Origin of the sequence: Thiomonas sp. FB-6 (assembly GCF_000377645.1) — a bacterium.
Lineage (GTDB): Bacteria > Pseudomonadota > Gammaproteobacteria > Burkholderiales > Burkholderiaceae_C > Thiomonas_A.
Genome location: NZ_KB898499.1, coordinates 13,410 through 33,731 on the forward strand (window position 1 = coordinate 13,410; position 20,322 = coordinate 33,731).

The window sequence follows — 20,322 nt, forward strand, 5'->3', positions numbered from 1 at the left end:
TCCCCGCCGCGCGAGCGGCGGCAAGCCCACTGCCTGAGTCCCCCCGGGGCCCAGGCTCCCGCGGCAGCCATCACGGCCGCGGCAGCACCATCGAAGGATCCATCAAGTGGCACGCTATCTCGGCCCCAAGGCCAAACTCTCGCGTCGCGAAGGCGCAGACCTGTTCCTCAAGAGCTCGCGCCGCGGCATCGAGTCCAAGGCCAAGTTCGACACCAAGCCCGGCCAGCACGGCCGCACCTCGGGTTCGCGCCAGTCCGACTACGCGACCCAGCTGCGCGAGAAGCAGAAGGTCAAGCGCATGTACGGCGTGCTGGAAAAGCAGTTCCGCCGCACCTACGAGAAGGCGCAGACCCTGCGCGGCAACACCGGCACGCAGCTGATGACCCTGCTGGAGTCGCGCCTGGACAACGTGGTCTACCGTGCCGGTTTCGCGTCCACCCGCGCCGAAGCCCGCCAGCTGGTCAGCCACCGCGCCATCGTGCTCGACGGCCACGTCACCGACATTCCGTCCGCCCGCGTCCACCCGGGCCAGACCATCTCGGTGCGCGACAAGGCGAAGAAGCAGCTGCGCGTCGCCGATGCGCTCAAGCTGGCCGAGGGCAACGGATTCCCCGCGTGGATGCAGGTCGACCCCTCGAAGATGGAAGCCGTGTTCAAGAAGGCTCCCGACCGCGACGAGTTCGGCAGCGACATCAACGAATCGCTGATCATCGAACTGTATTCGCGTTGATTCCCGACCGCGGCACGCTGGTGCCGCGGCGTCTTCCGGCGGGCGCGATGCCCGCTTTTCAGCCTTATCCGCGTAACGAGCGGAGGGTATTGAAGGAACCATGATGCAAACCGCACTGCTGCGTCCCAAATCCATCCAGGTCGAAAGCCTCGGCGCCCTGCGCGCGAAGGTCACGCTCGAGCCCTTCGAGCGCGGCTACGGCCACACCCTGGGCAACGCGCTGCGCCGCGTGCTGCTGTCGTCGCTGGTGGGCTACGCGCCCACGGAGGTCAGCATCAACGGCGTGCTGCACGAGTACTCGGTGGTCGACGGCCTGCAGGAGGACGTGATCGGCGTGCTGCTGAACCTCAAGGGCGTGGTGTTCAAGCTCCACAACCGCGACGAGGTCACGCTGTCGCTGCGCAAGGAAGGCGAGGGCGTGGTCACGGCCGCCGACATCCAGACTCCGCACGACGTCGAGATCGTCAACCCCGAGCATGTCATCGCCCACCTGTCGCACCAGGGCAAGCTCGACATGCAGATCAAGGTCGAGAAGGGCCGCGGCTACGTGCCCGGCAACCTGCGCCGCTACGCGGACGAGGGCGGCAAGACCATCGGGCGCATCGTGCTCGACGCCTCCTTCTCGCCGGTGCGTCGCGTCAGCTACGCGGTCGAGAACGCCCGCGTCGAGCAGCGCACCGACCTCGACAAGCTGGTGATGGACATCGAGACCAACGGCTCGATCAGCGCCGAGGAGGCCATCCGCACCTCCGCGCGCATCCTGGTGGAGCAGCTGTCGGTGTTCGCCAGCCTGGAAGGCGCCGAGAAGTCGCTGGAAGCCGCCGGCTCCGCCAGCGCCCAGCAGTTCGATCCGATCCTGCTGCGCCCGGTCGACGACCTGGAGCTGACGGTGCGTTCGGCCAACTGCCTGAAGGCCGAGAACATCTACTACATCGGCGATCTGATCCAGCGCAGCGAGACCGAGCTGCTGAAGACGCCGAACCTGGGACGCAAGTCCCTGAACGAGATCAAGGAAGTGCTGGCCGCCCGCGGCCTGACCCTGGGGATGAAGCTCGAGAGCTGGCCGCCCGCCGAGCTCGACGGCCGCAACCCCTGATAACGGGGCCGGTACCTGATACGGCCGGCCCGAGAACCCCTGCAAAAGGAACTTCACCATGCGTCACGGACACGGACTGCGCAAACTCAACCGTACTTCGAGCCACCGCCTCGCCATGCTGCGCAACATGGCCAACTCGCTGATCGAGCACGAGGCGATCAAGACCACGCTGCCCAAGGCCAAGGAACTGCGCCGCGTGGTGGAGCCGCTGATCACCCTGGGCAAGAAGCCCAGCCTGGCCAACCGCCGCCTGGCCTTCGACCGCCTGCGCGACCGTGAGTCGGTGGTCAAGCTGTTCGGCGAACTGGGCGAGCGCTACCGCAGCCGTCCGGGTGGCTATACCCGCATCCTGAAGTTCGGCTACCGGGTCGGCGACAATGCGCCGATGGCGCTGGTGGAACTGGTGGACCGTCCGGATCCGGCCGCGGCCGCCGCCGACGACAAGGCCGCCGAGTAATCCGCCTGCCCCGCGCGGCGCGCCGCATCCCGTTCGACGGGGTGGGCGCGCCGTTTGCATTTGCGCTCCACCCTTGCGTTCAACCCCTCGCGAGTCCCGCACCGTGCAGACCCTGCTGGCAGAGCAAGTCCCGGCCCCCGCCGCCGCCGAGCCTCGCGCGGCCGCCGCGCCGCCCTGGCTGAGCGTGCGCGGGCTGGTCAAGCGCTACGGCGCCACCGAAGTGGTGCGCCAGCTGGACTTCGACATCCTGCCCGGCGAATGCCACGGCATCATCGGCCCCAACGGCGCAGGCAAGACCACCACCATCCGGCTGTGCCTGGGTCTGGCCGCGCCCGACGCCGGGCGCATCGAGCTGATGGGCCTGCCGGTGCCCTCGGAGGCTGCGCGCGCGCGCATGCGCGTGGGCGTGGTCACCCAGTTCGACAGCCTCGACCCCGATTTCACGGTGCGCGAGAACCTCATGGTCTACGGCCGCTACTTCGGCATGAGCGACGCGCAGACCCGGCAGCGCATCCCCGCCCTGCTGCAATTCGCCGCGCTGGAACACAAGGCCGACGCGCGCATCCAGGAACTGTCGGGCGGCATGAAGCGGCGCCTGAGCCTGGCCCGCGCGCTGATCCACGACCCCGCGCTGATCTTCCTGGACGAGCCCACCACCGGGCTGGACCCGCAGGCGCGCCACCTGATCTGGGACCGGCTCAAGAGCCTGCTGGCCCAGGGCAAGTCCATCCTGCTGACCACCCATTTCATGGACGAGGCCGAGCGCCTTTGCGCGCGCGTGCTGGTGCTCGACCACGGCCGCCGGCTCGACGAGGACACGCCGCTGGCGCTGATCCAGCGCCACGTCGAGCCGCGGGTGATCGAGGTCTACGGCGCTCTGGTCGACCGCGCGCAGGCCCTGGCCACGCCGCTGGCCGAGCGCGTGGAGCGCAGCGGCGATACGCTGTTCGCCTACGCCCATGCCCCCGAGCCCGTGCTCGAGGCCCTGCAGGCGCTGGGCGACGGCGTGCGCGTGCTGCACCGGCCCGCCAACCTCGAGGACGTGTTCCTCAAGCTCACCGGGCGCCAGCTGCGCGACTGAGCCACGCCCCGCGTCCGCAGGCATCCGCAGTCCAGCTTCCCCGTACTCCCGCACCCTCATGTCCGACCCGGCCCCGTCTTCCCGCGCCCAGTTGCCCGCCGGCATGCGCCCGGGCCTTTCGCCCCTGCCGCGCTGGCGCTTCGTGCCGGTGTGGCGGCGCAACGCGCTGGTGTGGCGCAAGCTGGCGCTGGCCAGCCTGATCGGCAACGTGGCTGAACCGCTGCTCACCCTGGCCGCCTTCGGCTGGGGGGTGGGCTCGCTGGTCGGCCGGGTGGACGGCGTGCCCTACATCCTGTTCCTCGCCTCGGGCAGCGTGTGCATGGGGGTGATGAACGCAGCCAGTTTCGAGGCCACCTATTCCAGCTTCTCGCGCATGCACGTGCAGCGCACCTGGGACGCCATCCTGCTCACGCCCACCGGGCTGGGCGACGTGCTGCTGGGCGAACTCGCCTGGGCGGCCACCAAGGCGCTGATGAGCGGCGCGGCCCTGTTGCTGGTGGTGGTGCTGCTGGGCATCAGCCGCGCACCCACGCTGTTGCTGGTGCTGCCGCTGCTGGCGCTGGTGGCGGCCGTGTTCGCCGCCATCTCGCTGGTGGTCAACGCGCTGGCGCGCTCCTACGATTTCTTCACCTACTACCTGACCCTGGCGCTGACCCCGATGGCCTTCCTGTCGGGGATCTTCTTCCCGCTCAGCGCGATGCCGCCTTGGCTGCAGGGTTTCGCGCAGATCCTGCCGCTGCAGGCCGCGGTACGCCTGGTGCGCCCGCTGTTCCTGGGCGGCTTCGACCCGGCCTGGCCGCTGCACCTGGCGGTGCTGCTGGCCTACCTGGGGGCGGCGTGGTGGCTGGCGCTGCGCCTCACCCGCAGGCGCTTCCGGGCTTGATCTTCCTGCAGGATCCGGCGCGCGGGAGCACCATGGCGGTGGTTTGATGCCACAATATCAACTTGAACTGATATAGACCTGCCCGCGATGTTCCCATTCCGCGTTCCCCCCGCCGTGGTCCGCTGGCTGGCCGGCGCGCTGGCCCTGTTCGCCGTCGCCGGCGCGCAGGCCCAGCAAGGCCAGTTCCTGCAGCCCGACGCGGCCTTCCGCCTGTCGGTACCCGCCCCGACGGCGAGCGGCGTGCTGCTGCGCTTCGACATCGCCAAGGGCTATTACCTGTACCAGGAGCGCTTCCACTTCGTCTCCGAAACCCCGGGCGTGCGCCTGGGGGCGCCCGATTTCCCGCCGGCGCACCGCAAGTTCGACCCCAACCTGGGCCACGTCGTCGCCCATTACCGCAACCAGGTGCTGGTGCCGCTGCCGGTACAGGCCGCGCCAGCGAAATTCGCCCTCAAGGTCACCTACCAGGGCTGCTCCGACCAGGGTCTGTGCTATCCCCCCATCGACAAGGTGGTGGAGGTCAGCCTGAAGGCCTTCGGCGGCACCGGCAGCGCCGCGGTGCAGGGCCAGGAGGCGGCCGCGCCGTCGGCCCTGGGCAAGCTGCTGGGGGCGCTGCGCGGCGGCCAGACGGAGCAGCCGGCGCCCGCCCCCGAGGCGGCTTCCTCGCCCACCTCCGCGGCCCAGCCCTTGGCTTCCACGCAGCCGGATTCCACCCAGCCGGCTTCCGCGCAGCCGCCATCCCCCCCATCGGCTCCCGCCGCGGGCGGCGAAGGCTCGCGCATCGCCACGGTGCTGGGTGGCGGCCGGCTGTGGGCCATCGTCCTCGTGTTCGTGCCCTTCGGGCTGCTGCTGTCCTTCACGCCCTGCGTGCTGCCGATGGTGCCCATCCTGTCGAGTATCGTGGTCGGCGCAGGCGCGGGCGATCACAAGGTCTCGCGCTGGCGCGGGCTGGCGCTGGCCGCCATCTATTCGCTGGGCATGGCCCTGGTCTACACCGCCTTCGGCGTGGCCGCGGGCCTGCTCGGCCACGGCCTGGCCGCGGCGCTGCAGAACCCCTGGGTGCTGTCGGTGTTCGCCGCGCTGCTGGTGCTGCTGTCGCTTTCCATGTTCGGCTTCTACGAGCTGCAGATGCCCAGCAGCATCCAGAGCCGGCTCAGCCGCGGCTCCAGCGCCTTGCCCGGCGGGCATGCGCTGGGCGTGTTCGTGATGGGCGGCATCTCGGCGCTGATCGTCGGTCCCTGCGTGGCCGCGCCGCTGGCCGGCACGCTGCTGTACATCAGCCAGACCGGCAACGCCCTGATCGGCGGCGTGGCGCTGTTCTCGCTGGCCGCCGGCATGAGCCTGCCGCTGCTGGCGGTGGGCGCCGGCGCCTCCGCGCTGCTGCCGCACGCCGGGCGCTGGATGGACGCCGTCAAGGCGCTGTTCGGCGTGCTGCTGCTGGCCACCGCGCTGTACATGCTGGCCGGCGTGCTGCCGGCCTGGGTGCAGATGCTGGCCTGGGCCGCGCTGCTGGTGGTCAGCGCCAGTTTCCTGCACGTGTTCGACCGCCTGCCCGACGGCGCCTCCGGCTGGATGCGCCTGTGGAAGGGGCTGGGCGTGGTGCTGGCGCTGGCCGGCGCGGCGCTGGTGGTGGGCGTGGCCTCCGGTGGGCGCAACGTGCTGCAGCCGCTGCAGGGCCTGGGCGCGGGCCCTTCGCTGGCGCAGGCCGGCGCGACCGAGCTTCACTTCGCGCCGGTGGCCTCCAACACCCAGCTCGACGCCGCGCTGGCCCAGGCTCGCGGCACCGTGATGCTGGACTTCTGGGCCGACTGGTGCGTGTCCTGCAAGGAAATGGACCACTTCACCTTCACCGACCCGCAGGTGCGCTCGCGCCTGCAGCGCATGCAGCTGCTGCGCGCCGACGTCACCGCCAACAACCCGGCCGACCAGGCGCTGCTCAAGCGCTTCCAGCTGTTCGGGCCGCCGGGCATCCTCTTTTTCCGCGACGGCCGCGAGATCGGCCGCGTGGTGGGCGACGAGAACGCGCAGGCCTTCCTGCGCTCCCTCGACCGCGTGGGGGCCTGAGGCCCGGGTCGGCGCGCCGGCTCAGGCCGGCGCCACCTCCACCAGGCAGTCGTAGAAGCAGGGTCCGCCGCCCAGGTCGGTGAGTCCCTGGTGGGTCAGGTCGTTGACGCTGCGCCCGTCCGGCGAGAGCTTGCGCCACCACAGCCCCAGCGTGATCACCTGGCCCTCGCGCGTGTCCTCGGTGATGCGGCAGGCCGCGCGCATCTCGCCGCGGTCGTTGAAGCAGCGCAGCTCCTGGCCCTCGCGCAGGCCGCGCGCGGCCGCGTCGCGCGGGTGCACCAGCAGCTGCGGGCCCTTCTCGCCCGCGCGCAAAGACTCCACATTGACGAAACTCGAGTTCAGGAAATTGCGCGCCGGCGGCGACAGCAGGGCCAGCGGGTAGCGGGCCGCCAGGTCCGGGCGGGTCTGCGCGCATTCGTGGGGCAGGATCACCTGCGGCAAGGGGTCGCGCCCGGCCTCCTGGTCGGGCGGGTAGACGAACTGGCAACGTCCGCTGGGCGTCGGGAAGCCCCCTTCGGCGAAGGGCGCGTCGGGTACCGCCAGCTTGCCCCAGCCGCGGCGGCGCAGCGTGGCGAAGTCCAGCCCGGCGTTGCGCGGGTCCTCGGCCAGCGCCTGCCCGGCGATCGCCTCGTCGCTGTCCAGGAAACAGGGTTCGTCGAAGCCCATGCGCGCGGCCAGTTCGCGGAAGATCGCCGAGTTCGGGCGCGCCTGGCCCACGGGGGCGATGGCCGGCTCGTTGGCCACCCAGTAGCGGTGGCCGTAGGACTTGAGCACGTCCAGGTGCTCCAGCTGGGTGGTGGCCGGAAGCACGTAGTCGGCGTGATCCGCCGTGTCGGTGCGGAAATGCTCCAGCACCACGGTGAACAGATCCTCGCGGCGCAGCCCCTGCAGGACCTTGGCCGACTCGGGCGCCACCACCGCCGGATTGCTGTTGTAGACCACCAGCGCGTCGATGCGCGGGCCGAAGCCCTCGCCGCCGGGGTGCAGCAGCGCGTCGCCGATGGTGGACATGTTGATGGTGCGCGGGCGCCGCGCGCCCAGCAGATCCGGCCGCTCCAGCGCATCGTGCGCCACCGCGAAATGCCCCGAGCTCGACAGCAGCAGGCCGCCGGCGGCTTCGCGCCAGGCGCCGGTGAGTGCCGGCAGGCAGGCGATGGCGCGTACCGCGTTGCCGCCGCCGCGCACGCGCTGCAGCCCGTAGTTCACGCGGATGCCGGCGGCGCGCGTGGTGCCCAGCAGGCGCGCCAGCTCGCGCACCTGCTGCGGTTCCAGGCCGCAGGTTTCGGCGGCACGCTCGGCGCTCCATTCCAGCGCACGCTCGCGCAGCGCCTCGAAGCCCAGGGTGTGGTGCCGGATGTAGTCGTGGTCCAGCCAGTCGTTGCGCACCAGCTCGCCCATCAGTCCCCAGGCCAGCGCCGCATCGGTGCCGGGGCGCAGCTGCAGGTGCAGGTGGCAGCGCCGCGCCGTCTCGTTGCGCCAGGGGTCGATGCACACCAGGGTCGCCCCCGCGCGCCTGGCCTGCTGCGCCAGGGACCAGAAATGCAGGTTGCTGGTGATGCTGTTGCTGCCCCAGATGACGATCAGCCGGCTGTGGGCGAACTGCTCCACGTCCATGCCCACCAGCCCGCCCAGCACCTGGCGCAGCCCCTCGGCGCCGGCGCTGGCGCAGATGGTGCGGTCGAGCAGGCTGGCGCCCAGGCGGTGGAAAAAGCGCGCCGCCATCGATTCGCCCTGCACGAAGCCCATGGTGCCGGCGTAGCTGTAGGGCAGGATGGACTCGGGGTCCGCCGCGGCCAGCGTGCGCAGGCGCGACGCGATGTCGTCCAGCGCCTGGTCCCAGGACACCGGCTCGAACTGCCCGCTGCCCTTGGGTCCGCAGCGGCGCAGCGGCTGCAGCACGCGCTCGGGGTGGTAGGTGCGTTCCAGGTAGCGCGACACCTTGGTGCACAGGGCGCCTGCGGTGGTCGGGTGCTGCGGATCCCCGCGCAGCTGCACCGCGACCCCGTCGCGCACCCCCACCAGCATGGCGCAGGTGTCGGGACAGTCGTGCGGGCAGGCGGCGCGCACCACGCGCAGGCCGGCCTCAGCGCCAGCGGAGGCACTCAGGGAGGATGCTGGGGAGGAATCCGGGAGCGTCGACATGGTTTCGTCAGTCTAGACGCTGATCCTGCCGAATACACGCACGCGCGCGGATGCCCGTGTCTCGCGCTTGCGCGACAATCGGTACAGCCCGGGCCGCCGCGGCCCGGAGTCCCGAGGTGGTTGGACATGCAGATCATCGATTCCATCGTCGCTGAAGCGGCTCTTTTTCGGCAGATTCGTCGGGATATTCACGCTCATCCTGAACTTTGTTTCGAAGAGCGCCGCACCTCGGACAAGATCGCCCAGCAGTTGCAGGACTGGGGCATCGAAGTGCACCGCGGGCTCGGGCGCACCGGCGTGGTCGGGGTCATCCAGGGGCGCAAGCCCGGCACGCGCGCCATCGGGCTGCGCGCCGACATCGACGCGCTGCCGGTGACCGAGAAGAACAGCTTCGACCATGCCAGCCGGCACCCCGGGCGCATGCACGCCTGCGGGCACGACGGGCATACCGCGATGCTGCTGGCGGCGGCCCGCCACCTCAGCCGCGAGCGCGACTTCGCCGGGCGCGTGGTGTGCATCTTCCAGCCGGCCGAGGAGGGCGGCGGCGGCGCGCGCGAGATGCTGCGCGACGGCCTGTTCGAGCGCTTCCCGGTGGACGCCGTGTTCGCCATGCACAACTGGCCGGGCATCGAGGCGGGCAAGTTCGCGGTGAACACCGGCCCGGTGATGGCCTCCAGCAACGAATTCCGCATCGTCGTGCGCGGCAAGGGCTCGCACGCGGCCATGCCCCACCTGGGCCTGGACCCGGTGCCGGTGGCCTGCCAGATCGTGCTGGCGCTGCAAAGCGTGGTCAGCCGCAACAAGAACCCCCTGGAGGCCGGCGTGGTCTCGGTGACCATGGTGCACGGCGGCGAGGCCACCAACGTCATTCCCGACACCGTGGAACTGCAGGGTACGGTGCGCACCTTCAGCACCGCGCTGCTCGACATGATCGAGGCGAACATGCAGCGCATCGCCACGCACACCGCGCAGGCCTTCGGCCTGAGCTGCGAGTTCGAGTTCTCGCGCAACTACCCGCCCACCGTGAACCACGCCGGGCCCACCGAGTTCGCGCGCCGCGTGCTGGTCGACCTGGTGGGCGAGCAGGGCGTGCTGGCCTTCGAGCCCTCGATGGGCGCGGAGGACTTCTCCTACATGCTGCAGCAGTGCCCGGGCTCCTACGTGATCATCGGAAACGGCGCGGGCGACCACCGCCTGCCCGGCCATGGCGCGGGCCCCTGCACGTTGCACAACGCCAGCTACGACTTCAACGACGAGATCCTGCCCCTGGGCGCCAGCTTCTGGGTGCATCTGGTGCACCGCTGGCTGAGCCAGGACGCGGCCGCCTGAGCCGAGCCCCGCCGAGGAGCAGGCCAGGGCGGGCAGCGGCGCCCACGCCCACAAGCGGGGCATTCAGGTCTTGCATCCCCACGCCGGCACGGAAGTGCCAGGCACGCATGCTGGAGCCGTTGCGCATCCTGGGGAACCGATATGCCTGAGCCGCGGCCTCACCCGGCGCGCCGCGCGGGATTCAGTGCGCCAGGCAGTCCTGCGCGTGCATGCCGGCGGCGTGCAGCGCCGGCAGGGCGCGCAGGCGCTGGGCCTGCGCGGCGTCGAGGGCGGGAAGCACCCAGTACAGGGCCTGCATGCCGAGGTTGCGCTGCACCACGTGGGCCGTCTGCACGCCGTGGGCCTGCATGTGCTTGAGCTGGGTCTGGGCCTGCGTGCGCTGGTCGAACACGCCCAGGGAAATGCCCGGCTCGTAGCGCGGGCGGCCGGTGACCTGGATGAAGCTGCCCGCGGGCAGCGACAGCCGGCGAAGCTCGTCGAGCTTGCGTTGCAGGTCGGCGGTGTTCGCATAGGGGCCCATCAGCACCATCCACTGCTCGGGCAGGTCCTGGCGCTGCGCCTGGGCCTGCAGGCCGGCGGCGTGCAGCGCGGCGCCCAGTTTCGCGTCGGCCTGGTCCGCGTAGGGGCCGATGCGCAGGCAGGTGGCGGCCGGCGCGGTGGCCTGGGCCAGCGTGCCCGAGGCGCCCCGCGCGGGCGCGGCCGCGGCCGCGGCCGTGTGGGAGGCGGTGGCGGTGGCGGTGGCGGCCGGGGCGGGCGCCGATGCGGAGGCCCCGGTGGCGGAGCTCGCCGCCGGTGAGCCCGAACCCGGCGGACGGGCCTTGGAGCCCGACGAAGCCGCCGAGGCCGGCGAAGACGCGGCCGACGATGCAGCCGACGCCGAGGAGGCCGCCGAAGATGCTGGCGAAGAGCCAGGAGCGGAGGCTGCCCGGGTGGCCGGCGGAGAGGCCGGGGCCGCCGGCGCCGCGGGCACCGAGGCCGTCAGCGGCTGGCCGTCCGGGCCGAGCAGCGCCAGGTTCGACGCGTGCACCTGCTCGCGCAGGCGCTGCGGTTCGCCGGCACCCGGTGCGGCCCAGCCGAAGCCGGTCAGTGCTCCGTGGGACCAGGCCCACAGGATCAGATTGCCCAGCAGCAGCAGCAACACCAGCTTGCGCAACATGTTCGTTCGGCTCCCCGGCTCAGTGTTCCTGCACGCGCAGCGACACGTCGCCGCTGGCCACGCGCTCGCGTCCCTGGGCGGTTCGCAGCCACAGGAAGCCGTGCTCGTCCACGTCCAGCGCCTGGCCTTGCAGGCCCGGCGTGCCGTCCTCGCCCAGCACCCGCACCGGGCGCCCGGCCCAGGCGTGCAGCCGGTTCCAGTCCTGCATCCAGGGCGCGAAGCCGTGTTGCGCGAAGCCCTGCAGGCCCGACAGCAGGCGCGGCAGCAGGGCTTGCAGCACCTGCCAGCGCCCGGCCTGCACGCCCGCCTGCTGCAGGCTCGCGGCCTGTTCCAGGCCCTGCGGGGCGCGCAGGTTCAGGCCGATGCCGATGACCGCCCAGCGCGCCTGCGGCGCGTCGGCCACCTCCACCAGCACGCCGGCCAGTTTGCGCGGGCCCAGCAGCAGGTCGTTGGGCCATTTCAGGGCGGCGCCGTGCAGCCCCAGCGCCTGCAGCGCCTGCGCCAGCCATACGCCCACCGCCAGGCTCAGCCCGGACAGCTCGCAGCCGCGCGGCAGCGGCCACGACAGCGAGCACAGCAGCGCCGCGCCGGCGCCGTCCTGCGCCTGGTCCTGCCAGCTGCGCGAGCGCCTGCCGCGGCCGGCGCTCTGGTGCCCGGCGACCAGGCATTGCACCATGCCGCGGCCGGCGCGCACCTGCGCCAGCAGGTCGGAGTTGGTGGAGCCGGTCTCGGCCAACCAGCGCACCCCGCAGGCGTGTCCCGCGGCCTCCAGCGCGCCTTGCAGCGCCGCCGCGGCCGCGTGGTCCTCGGAAGGCGCAGCGCGCGGGGAGGCGCTCGGCTCGGCGGGGGCGGCTACGCTCACGCGCTGGGCCTTCTCAGCGCTTGGGCGCGAGCATGGTGCCGCGGCAATCCGGCGCGCCGCAGCGGCAGGCGTATTCGCGCTTGAGCCTGGGGGTGTGGCGTTCGTCCAGGCTCAGGTGGTAGTCGTAGAACAGTTCCTCGCCGGCGCGCAGGTCGCGCAGCGCGTGGATGAACACGCGGCCCTCGATTTCCCGGGCCTCGCAGTTCGGCGCGCAGGAGTGGTTGATCCAGCGCGCGCTGTTGCCGCCCACGTTGGCGTCGATGACCCCGCCGGTCTCCAGGGAAAAATAGAAGGTATGGTTCGGCTGCGCCGGGTCGTGCGGGTGGCGGCGCAGCGCCTCTTTCCACGAAATGCGCTCGCCGCGGTATTCGAGGATGCGCGCGCCCTCGGCCATCGGCCGGCGCACGAATACGCCCTTGCCGTGAACAGGGGACTGCCGCACCTCGGTGCGGGGGCCGTGTTGCGCGGCGGGGGCGGGGTTGGCGCGCGGGCGCCGGGGACGGTTGAGCAACGCGGACACGAATGTGGTTACAGTAGAAAAAGGGGCGATGTGGCCGCAAAGGGCCAAAGGATATCCGCGCGCCATTGTAAATACGCGAATCATTCATGATCCCCGCGTGACGAAACCCAAGCCATGAGCAAAACCCTGGTCATCGCCGAAAAACCCAGCGTCGCACAAGACATCGTGCGCGCGCTCACCCCGGTCGCGGGCAAGTTCGACAAGCACGACGAGTACTTCGAGAACGAGGGCTACGTCGTGACCTCGGCGGTCGGCCACCTGGTGGAGATCGGCGCCCCCGAGGCCTTCGAGGTCAAGCGCGGCAAGTGGAGCTTCGCCCACCTGCCCGTGGTGCCGCCGCATTTCGACCTCAAGCCCATCGAGAAGACCCGCTCGCGCCTGTCGGCGATCGTCAAGCTGCTCAAGCGCAAGGACGTGACCGCGGTGGTCAACGCCTGCGACGCGGGGCGCGAGGGCGAGCTGATCTTCCGCCTGATCCAGCAATACGCCTCCGCGCGCCAGCCGGTGCGCCGGCTGTGGCTGCAGTCCATGACCCCGCAGGCCATCCGCGACGGCTTCGAGCACCTGCGCAGCGACGCCGACATGCTGCCGCTGGCCGATGCCGCGCGCTGCCGCAGCGAGGCCGACTGGCTGGTGGGCATCAACGGCACGCGGGCGATGACCGCCTTCAATTCGCGCGACGGGGGCTTTTTCCTGACCCCCGTGGGACGCGTGCAGACGCCCACGCTGTCGGTGGTCGTGGCGCGCGAGGAGCAGATCCGCCGCCACGTGGCGCGGCCCTATTTCGAGGTGCAGGCGCATTTCGCGGCGGCCGCCGGCGGCTACGTGGGCAAGTGGTTCGACCCGGAATTCAAGAAGGACGCCGACGCCGACCGCCGCGCCGACCGCCTCTGGGACCGCGCGCAGGCCCAGGCGCTGGTCGACGCCTGCAGCGGCGCGAGCGCCGAGGTGCACGACGAATCCAAGCCGACCACGCAGATGTCGCCGGCACTGTTCGACCTGACCACGCTGCAGCGCGAGGCCAACTCGCGCTTCGGCTTTTCCGCCAAGATGACCCTGGCGCTGGCGCAGTCGCTGTACGAGCGGCACAAGGCGCTGACCTACCCGCGTACCGACTCGCGCCACCTGCCGGAGGACTACGTCGGCGTGGCGCGCGACACCCTGCACGCGATGAGCGACGCGGGCGGGCCGCTGTCCGGTTTCGCGCGGCGCGCGCTGGACCAGGGCTACGTGAAGCCGAGCAAGCGGGTGTTCGACAACTCCAAGGTGTCGGACCACTTCGCCATCATCCCCACCAACCAGCAGCCGGGCGCGCTGTCGGAGGCCGAGGCCAAGCTATACGACATGGTGGCCCGGCGCTTCCTGTCGGTGTTCTACCCGGCCGCGGAATTCCTCGTCACCACGCGCATCAGCCGCATCGGCGAGCAGCGTTTCCGCACCGAGGGCCGCATCCTGGTGGTGCCGGGCTGGCTGGAGATCCACGGCCGCGCGCAGCAGGGCGACGAAGCCGACCTGCCGGCCGTCGCCGCCGGCGAGAAGGTGCTGGCCGAGTCGGTGAACCTGCTCGAGCTCAAGACCCGACCGCCGGCGCGCTATACCGAGGCCACGCTGCTCAGCGCGATGGAAAACGCCGGCAAGATGGTCGACGACGAGGACTACGCCGAGGCCATGGCCGGCAAGGGCCTGGGCACCCCGGCCACGCGCTCGTCCATCATCGAGGGCCTGCTGGCCGAGCAGTACATGATCCGCGAGGGGCGCGAACTGGTGCCCACCGCGAAGAGCTTCCAGCTCATGACCTTGCTGCGCGGCCTGGGCGTGGAGGAGCTGACCAAGCCGGAGCTCACCGGCGAGTGGGAGCACAAGCTGGCGCAGATGGAACGCGGGCAGATGCCCCGCGACGCCTTCATGCACGAGATCGCGCAGATGACCGAGGCCATCGTGCGCCGCGCCAAGGAGTTCAACCGCGACAGCGTGCCGGGCGACTACGCCACGCTGGGCACGCCCTGCCCGAACTGCGGCGGCGTGGTGCGCGAGAACTACCACCGCTTCGCGTGCACCCAGTGCGATTTCTCCATCGGCAAGCACCCGGGCGGGCGCAGTTTCGAGCTGTCGGAGGTGGAGCAGTTGCTGGAGCACAAGCACCTGGGGCCGCTCAGCGGATTCCGCAGCAAGATGGGGCGCCCCTTCTCCGCCGAACTGCGCCTGGGGCGTGAAGGCGGCAGCGGCCAGTACAAGCTGGAGTTCGACTTCGGTCAGGCGGCTCCCGGCGAATCCTCCGAGGCGCCCGATTTCAGCGCCCAGGAGCCGCTGGGCGCCTGCCCGAAATGCGGCGGCCGCGTGTTCGAGGCCGGCAGCTCCTACGTCTGCGAGCACAGCGTGGGGGCACAGCCCAGCTGCGACTTCCGCACCGGCAAGATGATCCTGCAGCAGCCCGTCGACGCCGCGCAGCTGCGCAAGCTGCTGGTGGACGGGCGCACCGACCTGCTCGACGGCTTCGTCTCGGCGCGCACGCGACGCAAGTTCAAGGCCTTCCTGGTGCGCCAGCCCGACGGCAAGGTGGGCTTCGAGTTCGCCCCCCGGCCGGGCGGCCCCGCGGCGAAGGGCGGCGCCGCGCGCAAGAGCGCGGCGGCCAAGGCGCCCGCCGCCAAGTCCGCTGCTGCGAAGACCACCGCCACGAAGACCGCGGCTGCCAAGGCCCCGGCGGCGAAAAAAGCCCCGGCGGCGCGCAAGACCCGCGGCTGAGCGCGGCGGTGGCGCCAGGGCCGGGCGCCGCGCCCGCGGCGCCGGCTCAGGAGGGCTCGGCCCCGGGTGCAGGCGCTCCCGGGAACTGCACCCGCACCACCAGCCCGGGGCAGGCCGGGTCGGCGCTCATCGGGTTGTCGTCCAGGCTCATCGCGGCGGTGTGCTGGCGCGCGATCTCCTGCACGATGCACAGGCCCAGGCCGCTGCCGTCGTGCCCGGTGCCGAGCACGCGGTAGAAGGGCCTGAACACCATCTCCCGCTCGGGCGGCGCGATGCCCAGCCCGGTGTCCTCCACCCCCAGCATCACCTGCTCGTCCAGCTGGCGCAGGCGCACCGCGACGCCTCCGCCCGGGGGGGTGTAGGCGATGGCGTTGTCCAGCAGGTTCTTCGCCAGTTCCTGCAGCAGCATGGGATTGCCCCGCACCCACAGCGCGTGCTCGGGGGCATCGAATTCCAGCTCCAGGGACTTGGCCAGCGCCATCGGAGCCAGTTCCTGCAGCGCGTCGCGCACCGGCTGGCGCAGGTCCAGCAGCACCGGGCTGCGCTGCGCCAGCACCCCCTGGTTCTCGGCGCGCGCCAGCGCCAGCAGCTGGTTCACCAGGCGGGTCGTGCGCACCACCGAGACCTCGATCTGGCGCAGGCTGGTGCGCAGTTCCTCCGGGTTGGTCTGGCGCTGCGCCAGCTCGGCCTGCATGCGCAGCCCGGCCAGCGGCGTCTTGAGCTGATGCGCGGCGTCGGCGATGAAGCGCTTGCGCGTGTGGATGGAATGCTCCAGGCGCCCCAGCAGGCTGTTGATGGAGTCCACCAGCGGGGCGATCTCCTCCGGGGCCTCGCGCTGGTCGATGGGGCTGAGGTCGTCGGGGCGCCGCCGCCGGATGCGCGCCTGCAACTCGTCCAGAGGGATGATGCCCTGGCCCAGCCCGAACCACACCAGCAGGATGGAGATCGGCACGATGACGAATTGCGGCAGGATCACCCCGCGGACGATGTTGCGCGCCAGTTCCGAGCGCTGCTGCAGTCCCTCGGCCACCTGCACCAGCAGCAGGCCCGCATGAGGCGCCGGCACCCAGCGCCAGGCGATGCGCATGCGTTGCCCGCCCACGTCGGCGTCGCGCAGGTGCGCGGCGCCGTCGCGCGGCCACTGCGCGTCCGGCGCGTCGGGCAGGCGCGGGTCTCCGGCCAGCACGCGGCCGTCGCCGGCACGCAACTGGGTCAGCAGCCCGCCGGGGGGCTGGGTGCCCGCCACGGCGCTTTCGCGCGGCAGCGTGGCCCCGGAACTCTCCACCCAGGCGGCGATCACACCCAGCCGGCGCTGCAGGCCCTGGTCGAAAGGCTGCGTGGCGATGGCCTGCGCCACCAGGAAGGTGATGCCGATGGCCAGCGGCCACACCAGCAGCAGAGGCACCAGCATCCAGTCCAGGATCTCGCCGAACAGCGAGCGCTGGCGCCGCAGCTTGGGGCCGGCGCCGGGATCCCCGGCCGCGGGCGCCTCGGCGGCGGCCGCCACGGGCGTGGTGGCGCCCACGGACATGGCTCAGGCGACCTGTGCCGGCTGCCCGCCGGCGCCCGGCGCGGCCGTGTCGCCCGCGCGCGAGCCGACGATGCGCTCCAGGCAGTAGCCCAGCCCGCGCACCGTGGCGATGCGCACCGGACCGGTCTCGATCTTCTTGCGCAGGCGGTGTATGTACACCTCGATGGCGTTGGTGCTGACCTCCTCGCCCCACACGCACAGGTGGTCCACCAGCTGGTCCTTGCTGACCAGGCGCCCGGCGCGCTGCAGCAGCACCTCCAGCAAGGCCAGTTCCCGCGCCGACAGGTCGACCACGCGCTCGTCCAGCATCACCACGCGCCCCGACAGGTCCACGCTGAGCGGGCCGTGGCGGATCACCGAACTGGTGGCGCCCATGCCGCGGCGGGTCAGCGCGCGCACCCGCGCCTCCAGCTCGGCCAGCTCGAAGGGCTTGGCCATGTAGTCGTCGGCGCCGAGGTCCAGGCCGCGCACCTTGTCCTCCAGGTTGTCGGCGGCGGTGAGGATGAGCACCGGAAGGCTGTCGCCGCGGCTGCGCAGGCGCTTGAGCACCTCGAAGCCCGACAGGCGCGGCAGGCCCAGGTCGAGAATCAGCAGGTCGAAGCTGCCCGAGTGCAGCGCATGGTCGGCGCTGAGGCCGTCGCCCACCTGGTCGACGGCGTAGTGGCTGGCGCGCAACGAGCGGGTCAGGCCGTCGGCCAGGACCTGGTCGTCCTCGGCGATCAGGATGCGCATCGCGGTCTCCTCCCTCCCGGATCGGCAGCTGCTGGCGGCTGCTCGCGCCATTCTAGAAGCTGGCGGGCGGCCCCGGGACGGAGCGCGCCGGCGGCTTCTCAGCCGTGCTCCAGCAGCGCCTGCAGCGCCGGCCAGGCCTGCTCGGCGCGCGGGTCGTTGACCAGCGCCACCACGCTGCGGCGCCGGCCGTCGTCGCCCTGCAGGTAGCCGGCCAGGCCGAGCACGCCGTCGAGGGTGCCGGTCTTGGCATGCAGCATGCCGCGCAGCCTGCCGCCCAGGCGTCGGCGCAGCGTGCCGTCCTCCCCCGACAGCGGCAGCGAGGCCACGAACTCGGGCATCAACGGTCCGCGCCAGGCCGCGCCCAGCAGGCGGTCGAGGTCGCGCGCGCTGATGCGCGCCACGCGCGACAGCCCGCAGCCGTTGTCCAGCACCAGGTCGGGCATGGCCAGGCCCTGCGCGTCCAGCCACTGCTGCACCACCTGCGCGGCACGGCCGAAATCCGCCGGTGCCAGCCCCGCATGCAGCGCCAGGGTCAGGAACACCTGCTGCGCCATCACGTTGTTGCTGTACTTGTCGATGTCGCGCACCAGCACCGCCAGCGGCTCGCTCTCCCAGGTGCTCAGCAGGTGCGCGCCCGGCGGAATGCGCCCCGACACCACGGTGCCGGTCCATTCGATGCCGGCATCGCGCAGCACCGCGCCGAGCACGGCCTGCACGAAGTCGTCGGCGGGCATCAGCGCGGCCAGGTTCCAGTCCATCTCGCCGCATTCGGGGCTCCAGCTGCCCTGCAGGTCGGGAGCCAGGGTCTGGCTGAAATCCGGGTGCAGGCGCGCGTCCGGCGAGCCGCAGGCTCCGGGCTCCAGGCGCGGCAGGCGCGGCGCGAAGCCGTGCAGGGGCGGCTCGGTCCAGGCCCGCACCGCGCCGCCCTGCGCCTCCATGTGCATTTGTACGCTACCGAAGCCGACGAGGAAGGCGTCCGGCCCCACGTTGTAGGGAGCCAGCGGCCGGCCGTCGAACTGCGCGGGGTCGTGCGGCGGAAGGTTGAAGGCGCTGCGGTCCACCACCACGTTGCCGGCGATGCGCCGCAGCCCCAGCCCGCGCAGGCGCAGCGCCAGGCGCCACAGGTCCTGCGCCATCAGGTGCGGGTCGCCGCTGCCGGCGAAACCCAGGTCGCCGGCCAGCACTCCGTCCTGCAGCGGGCCGATGGCGTAGACCGGGGTGCGCCAGCGGTAATCCGGCCCCAGCAGGTTCAGCGCCGCGTACATGGTCACCAGCTTGAGCACCGAAGCCGGGCTGCGCGGCGCATCGGACTGCCAATCCACCAGCGCCGTGCCCAGGCGCAGGTCGCGCAGCACGAAACTGCAATGCGCGGGGTCGATGCCGGCGGAGTGCAGCGCCAGGCGCACCGGGCGCGGCAGCGCCAGCACCGCCGGCAGTGCGCTGGCGCCGCCGGCCGCGCCGGCCAGCGCCAGCCCGGCCGCAGCGCGCCCCGCGAGCAGCATGGCGTGGCGCCGGCGGGGGTCGGGCAGGGGGCGGTTCGGTGGCATGGACATGGCGTGGGTGGGGGCGCGGGCGAGGTGCCGGGGACGGCCCGATGCTAATGCCGCGGGCGTGGATGGATGCGCCCGCGCGGCTACACTGCACAGGCTCGGTGCGGGCTGCGCGCCGGGACGCATCCCGCGGCGCCGGATGCCCCGCATTTCTCCGTTCGAACTCCCGTGAATTCCCCGTCGATCGTGCTCGCCTTCGATTCCAGCACCGAGTGGCTTTCGGTGGCGCTGGACCTCGGCGACGGCCGCGTGCTGCAAGGCACCGAGCCGGGAGGCGCGCGCGCCTCGCAGCGCCTGCTGCCGCTGGTGGGCGAACTGCTCGCCCAAGCCGGCCGCACGCTGGCCGAGGTGGGGCTGATCGGCTTCGGCGCCGGCCCCGGCGCCTTCACCGGCCTGCGCGCCGCCTGCGCGGCCGCGCAGGGCCTGGCGCGCGGCCTGCGCTGCCCGGTGGTGCCGGTGCCCACGCTGCTGGCGGTGGCCGCCGCGGCCGAGCCCGCGCTGCGCGACGGCTGCGTGCTGGCGGCCGACGACGCGCGCATGGGCGAGCTGTACTGGGCCCGCGCCGAATGCGCGGCCGGAAGCTGGCGCCTGGCCGGGCCCTCGCACGTGCAGTCGCCGCGCGATGCCGCGGCCTGCTGGCGCCGGGAATTCGGCGACGACCCGGGCGCGCTGCCCCTGTGCGGCAACGCCTGGGTCGAGCACACGCAGGCCCTGGGCGAGGCGCTGGGCGCCGGCTGGGCCCCCGCCTTGAGCGCGGCGCGAACGGTGGCGCCGCAGGCCGCCGCGGTGGCGGCGCTGGCGCGCGCCGCGCATGTTCGCGGCGAGAGCGTGCAGGCGGCCGACGCCCGCCCGCTGTACGTGCGCGACAAGGTCGCGTTGACCAGCGACGAGCGCGCACGCGCCAAGGCCGCCGCGGCGGCGTCGAAGTCCCCGGCATGATTCAGGTCGCCCGCACCGGCCTGCGCGAAATGCGCATGAGCGACCTCGACGCCGTCATGGACATCGAGGTGCGCGCCTACGAGTTCGCCTGGAGCCGCGGCAATTTCGCGGATTCGCTGGCCGCCGGCTACGTCGCCCAGGTGCTGTGCGACGAAAGCGGCGACATGCAGGGCTACTACGTCGCGCTGGCCGGCGTGGAGGAAATGCACCTGCTCAACATCACGGTCGAGCCGCGCCTGCAGGGGCAGGGCATCGGCCTGCAATTGCTCGACGGCGTGGTGCTCAGCGCCACGTTGCACGGGGCCGCGCTGCTGTGGCTGGAGGTGCGCCCCAGCAACCAGCGCGCGCTGCGCCTGTACGAGGGCTACGGGCTGCACCCGGTGGCACGCCGGCGCGCCTACTACCCGGCCCTGGTGGACGGCAAGCCTGGGCGCGAGGACGCCATCGTCATGTCCTGCCCGGTGGAGACCCTGCGCCGGCGCCGGGGCATGGACTGAAGGTGCCCACG

17 protein-coding genes are annotated in these 20,322 nt (G+C 72.1%); 10 read left to right on the forward strand and 7 right to left on the reverse strand.

Going from position 1 to position 20,322, the window contains the following annotated elements:
- Nucleotides 1-106: 106 nt before the first annotated feature.
- The 6 genes from rpsD to dsbD all read left to right on the forward strand — a co-directional run bounded on the left by rpsD (nucleotide 107) and on the right by dsbD (nucleotide 6,311).
- Complete coding sequence (gene rpsD, locus D466_RS0115915; protein ID WP_018914703.1) at nucleotides 107-730, forward strand: 30S ribosomal protein S4; 624 nt, start codon at nucleotides 107-109, stop codon at nucleotides 728-730.
- A 103-nt stretch (nucleotides 731-833) separates the two neighbouring features.
- Nucleotides 834-1,826 carry a DNA-directed RNA polymerase subunit alpha gene (gene rpoA / locus D466_RS0115920; protein ID WP_026285359.1) on the forward strand — a complete coding sequence of 331 codons (993 nt, stop codon included), beginning with the start codon at nucleotides 834-836 and terminating at the stop codon, nucleotides 1,824-1,826.
- Between the two features lie 58 nt (nucleotides 1,827-1,884).
- Nucleotides 1,885-2,283, forward strand: coding sequence for a 50S ribosomal protein L17 (rplQ, locus tag D466_RS0115925; RefSeq protein ID WP_026285360.1), 399 nt, complete (start codon nucleotides 1,885-1,887; stop codon nucleotides 2,281-2,283).
- A 103-nt stretch (nucleotides 2,284-2,386) separates the two neighbouring features.
- Nucleotides 2,387-3,364, forward strand: coding sequence for an ATP-binding cassette domain-containing protein (locus D466_RS0115930; RefSeq protein WP_018914706.1), 978 nt, complete (start codon nucleotides 2,387-2,389; stop codon nucleotides 3,362-3,364).
- 58 nt (nucleotides 3,365-3,422) lie between these two features.
- The gene (locus tag D466_RS0115935; protein WP_018914707.1) at nucleotides 3,423-4,247 is read left to right on the forward strand and encodes an ABC transporter permease; all 825 of its coding nucleotides are present in this window, start codon (nucleotides 3,423-3,425) and stop codon (nucleotides 4,245-4,247) included.
- Between the two features lie 87 nt (nucleotides 4,248-4,334).
- Nucleotides 4,335-6,311: a protein-disulfide reductase DsbD gene (gene dsbD / locus D466_RS0115940; protein ID WP_018914708.1), complete on the forward strand. Its 1,977-nt coding sequence runs from the start codon at nucleotides 4,335-4,337 to the stop codon at nucleotides 6,309-6,311.
- Nucleotides 6,312-6,332: 21 nt separating this feature from the next.
- Here the strand turns inward: dsbD and D466_RS0115945 are convergent, their stop codons facing one another.
- On the reverse strand, nucleotides 6,333-8,453 hold the full coding sequence (locus D466_RS0115945) for a molybdopterin-dependent oxidoreductase (RefSeq protein ID WP_081629991.1): 2,121 nt from the start codon (nucleotides 8,451-8,453) through the stop codon (nucleotides 6,333-6,335).
- A 126-nt stretch (nucleotides 8,454-8,579) separates the two neighbouring features.
- On the opposite strand from D466_RS0115945, the gene D466_RS0115950 reads away from it, so the two are divergent.
- Entirely contained in the window at nucleotides 8,580-9,782 is a 1,203-nt protein-coding gene (locus D466_RS0115950) for a M20 aminoacylase family protein (RefSeq protein WP_018914710.1), read from the forward strand.
- 181 nt (nucleotides 9,783-9,963) lie between these two features.
- On the opposite strand, the gene D466_RS22940 is transcribed toward D466_RS0115950, so the two are convergent.
- From D466_RS22940 to D466_RS0115965, 3 genes are read right to left on the reverse strand one after another with little or no spacing between them, the layout of a single operon-like run.
- A complete protein-coding gene (locus D466_RS22940; protein WP_026285364.1) occupies nucleotides 9,964-10,938 on the reverse strand; it encodes a hypothetical protein in 975 nt (324 codons plus the stop codon).
- A gap of 19 nt (nucleotides 10,939-10,957) precedes the next feature.
- Nucleotides 10,958-11,800 carry a biotin--[acetyl-CoA-carboxylase] ligase gene (locus D466_RS22040; protein WP_018914711.1) on the reverse strand — a complete coding sequence of 281 codons (843 nt, stop codon included), beginning with the start codon at nucleotides 11,798-11,800 and terminating at the stop codon, nucleotides 10,958-10,960.
- Nucleotides 11,801-11,813: 13 nt separating this feature from the next.
- Nucleotides 11,814-12,311, reverse strand: a complete 498-nt coding sequence (locus D466_RS0115965) for an SET domain-containing protein (RefSeq protein WP_051083772.1) — start codon at nucleotides 12,309-12,311, stop codon at nucleotides 11,814-11,816.
- Nucleotides 12,312-12,434: 123 nt separating this feature from the next.
- Between D466_RS0115965 and D466_RS0115970 the strand changes: the two genes are divergently transcribed.
- A complete protein-coding gene (locus tag D466_RS0115970; RefSeq protein WP_018914713.1) occupies nucleotides 12,435-15,062 on the forward strand; it encodes a DNA topoisomerase III in 2,628 nt (875 codons plus the stop codon).
- 46 nt (nucleotides 15,063-15,108) lie between these two features.
- Here D466_RS0115970 and D466_RS0115975 read toward each other — a convergent pair whose 3' ends face one another.
- From D466_RS0115975 to dacB, 3 genes are all read right to left on the reverse strand, one after another.
- Nucleotides 15,109-16,593, reverse strand: a complete 1,485-nt coding sequence (locus D466_RS0115975) for a sensor histidine kinase (protein ID WP_018914714.1) — start codon at nucleotides 16,591-16,593, stop codon at nucleotides 15,109-15,111.
- 3 nt (nucleotides 16,594-16,596) lie between these two features.
- Entirely contained in the window at nucleotides 16,597-17,325 is a 729-nt protein-coding gene (locus D466_RS0115980) for a response regulator transcription factor (protein ID WP_018914715.1), read from the reverse strand.
- Nucleotides 17,326-17,423: 98 nt separating this feature from the next.
- Nucleotides 17,424-18,878 carry a D-alanyl-D-alanine carboxypeptidase/D-alanyl-D-alanine-endopeptidase gene (gene dacB, locus D466_RS0115985; RefSeq protein WP_196803500.1) on the reverse strand — a complete coding sequence of 485 codons (1,455 nt, stop codon included), beginning with the start codon at nucleotides 18,876-18,878 and terminating at the stop codon, nucleotides 17,424-17,426.
- 165 nt (nucleotides 18,879-19,043) lie between these two features.
- Here dacB and tsaB point away from each other — a divergent pair, with 165 nt between their 5' ends.
- A complete protein-coding gene (gene tsaB, locus D466_RS0115990; RefSeq protein WP_018914717.1) occupies nucleotides 19,044-19,814 on the forward strand; it encodes a tRNA (adenosine(37)-N6)-threonylcarbamoyltransferase complex dimerization subunit type 1 TsaB in 771 nt (256 codons plus the stop codon).
- On the forward strand, nucleotides 19,811-20,311 hold the full coding sequence (rimI, locus tag D466_RS0115995) for a ribosomal protein S18-alanine N-acetyltransferase (protein ID WP_018914718.1): 501 nt from the start codon (nucleotides 19,811-19,813) through the stop codon (nucleotides 20,309-20,311). Before tsaB ends, rimI begins: the two co-directional genes overlap by 4 nt.
- The last annotated feature ends 11 nt before the right edge of the window (nucleotides 20,312-20,322 follow it).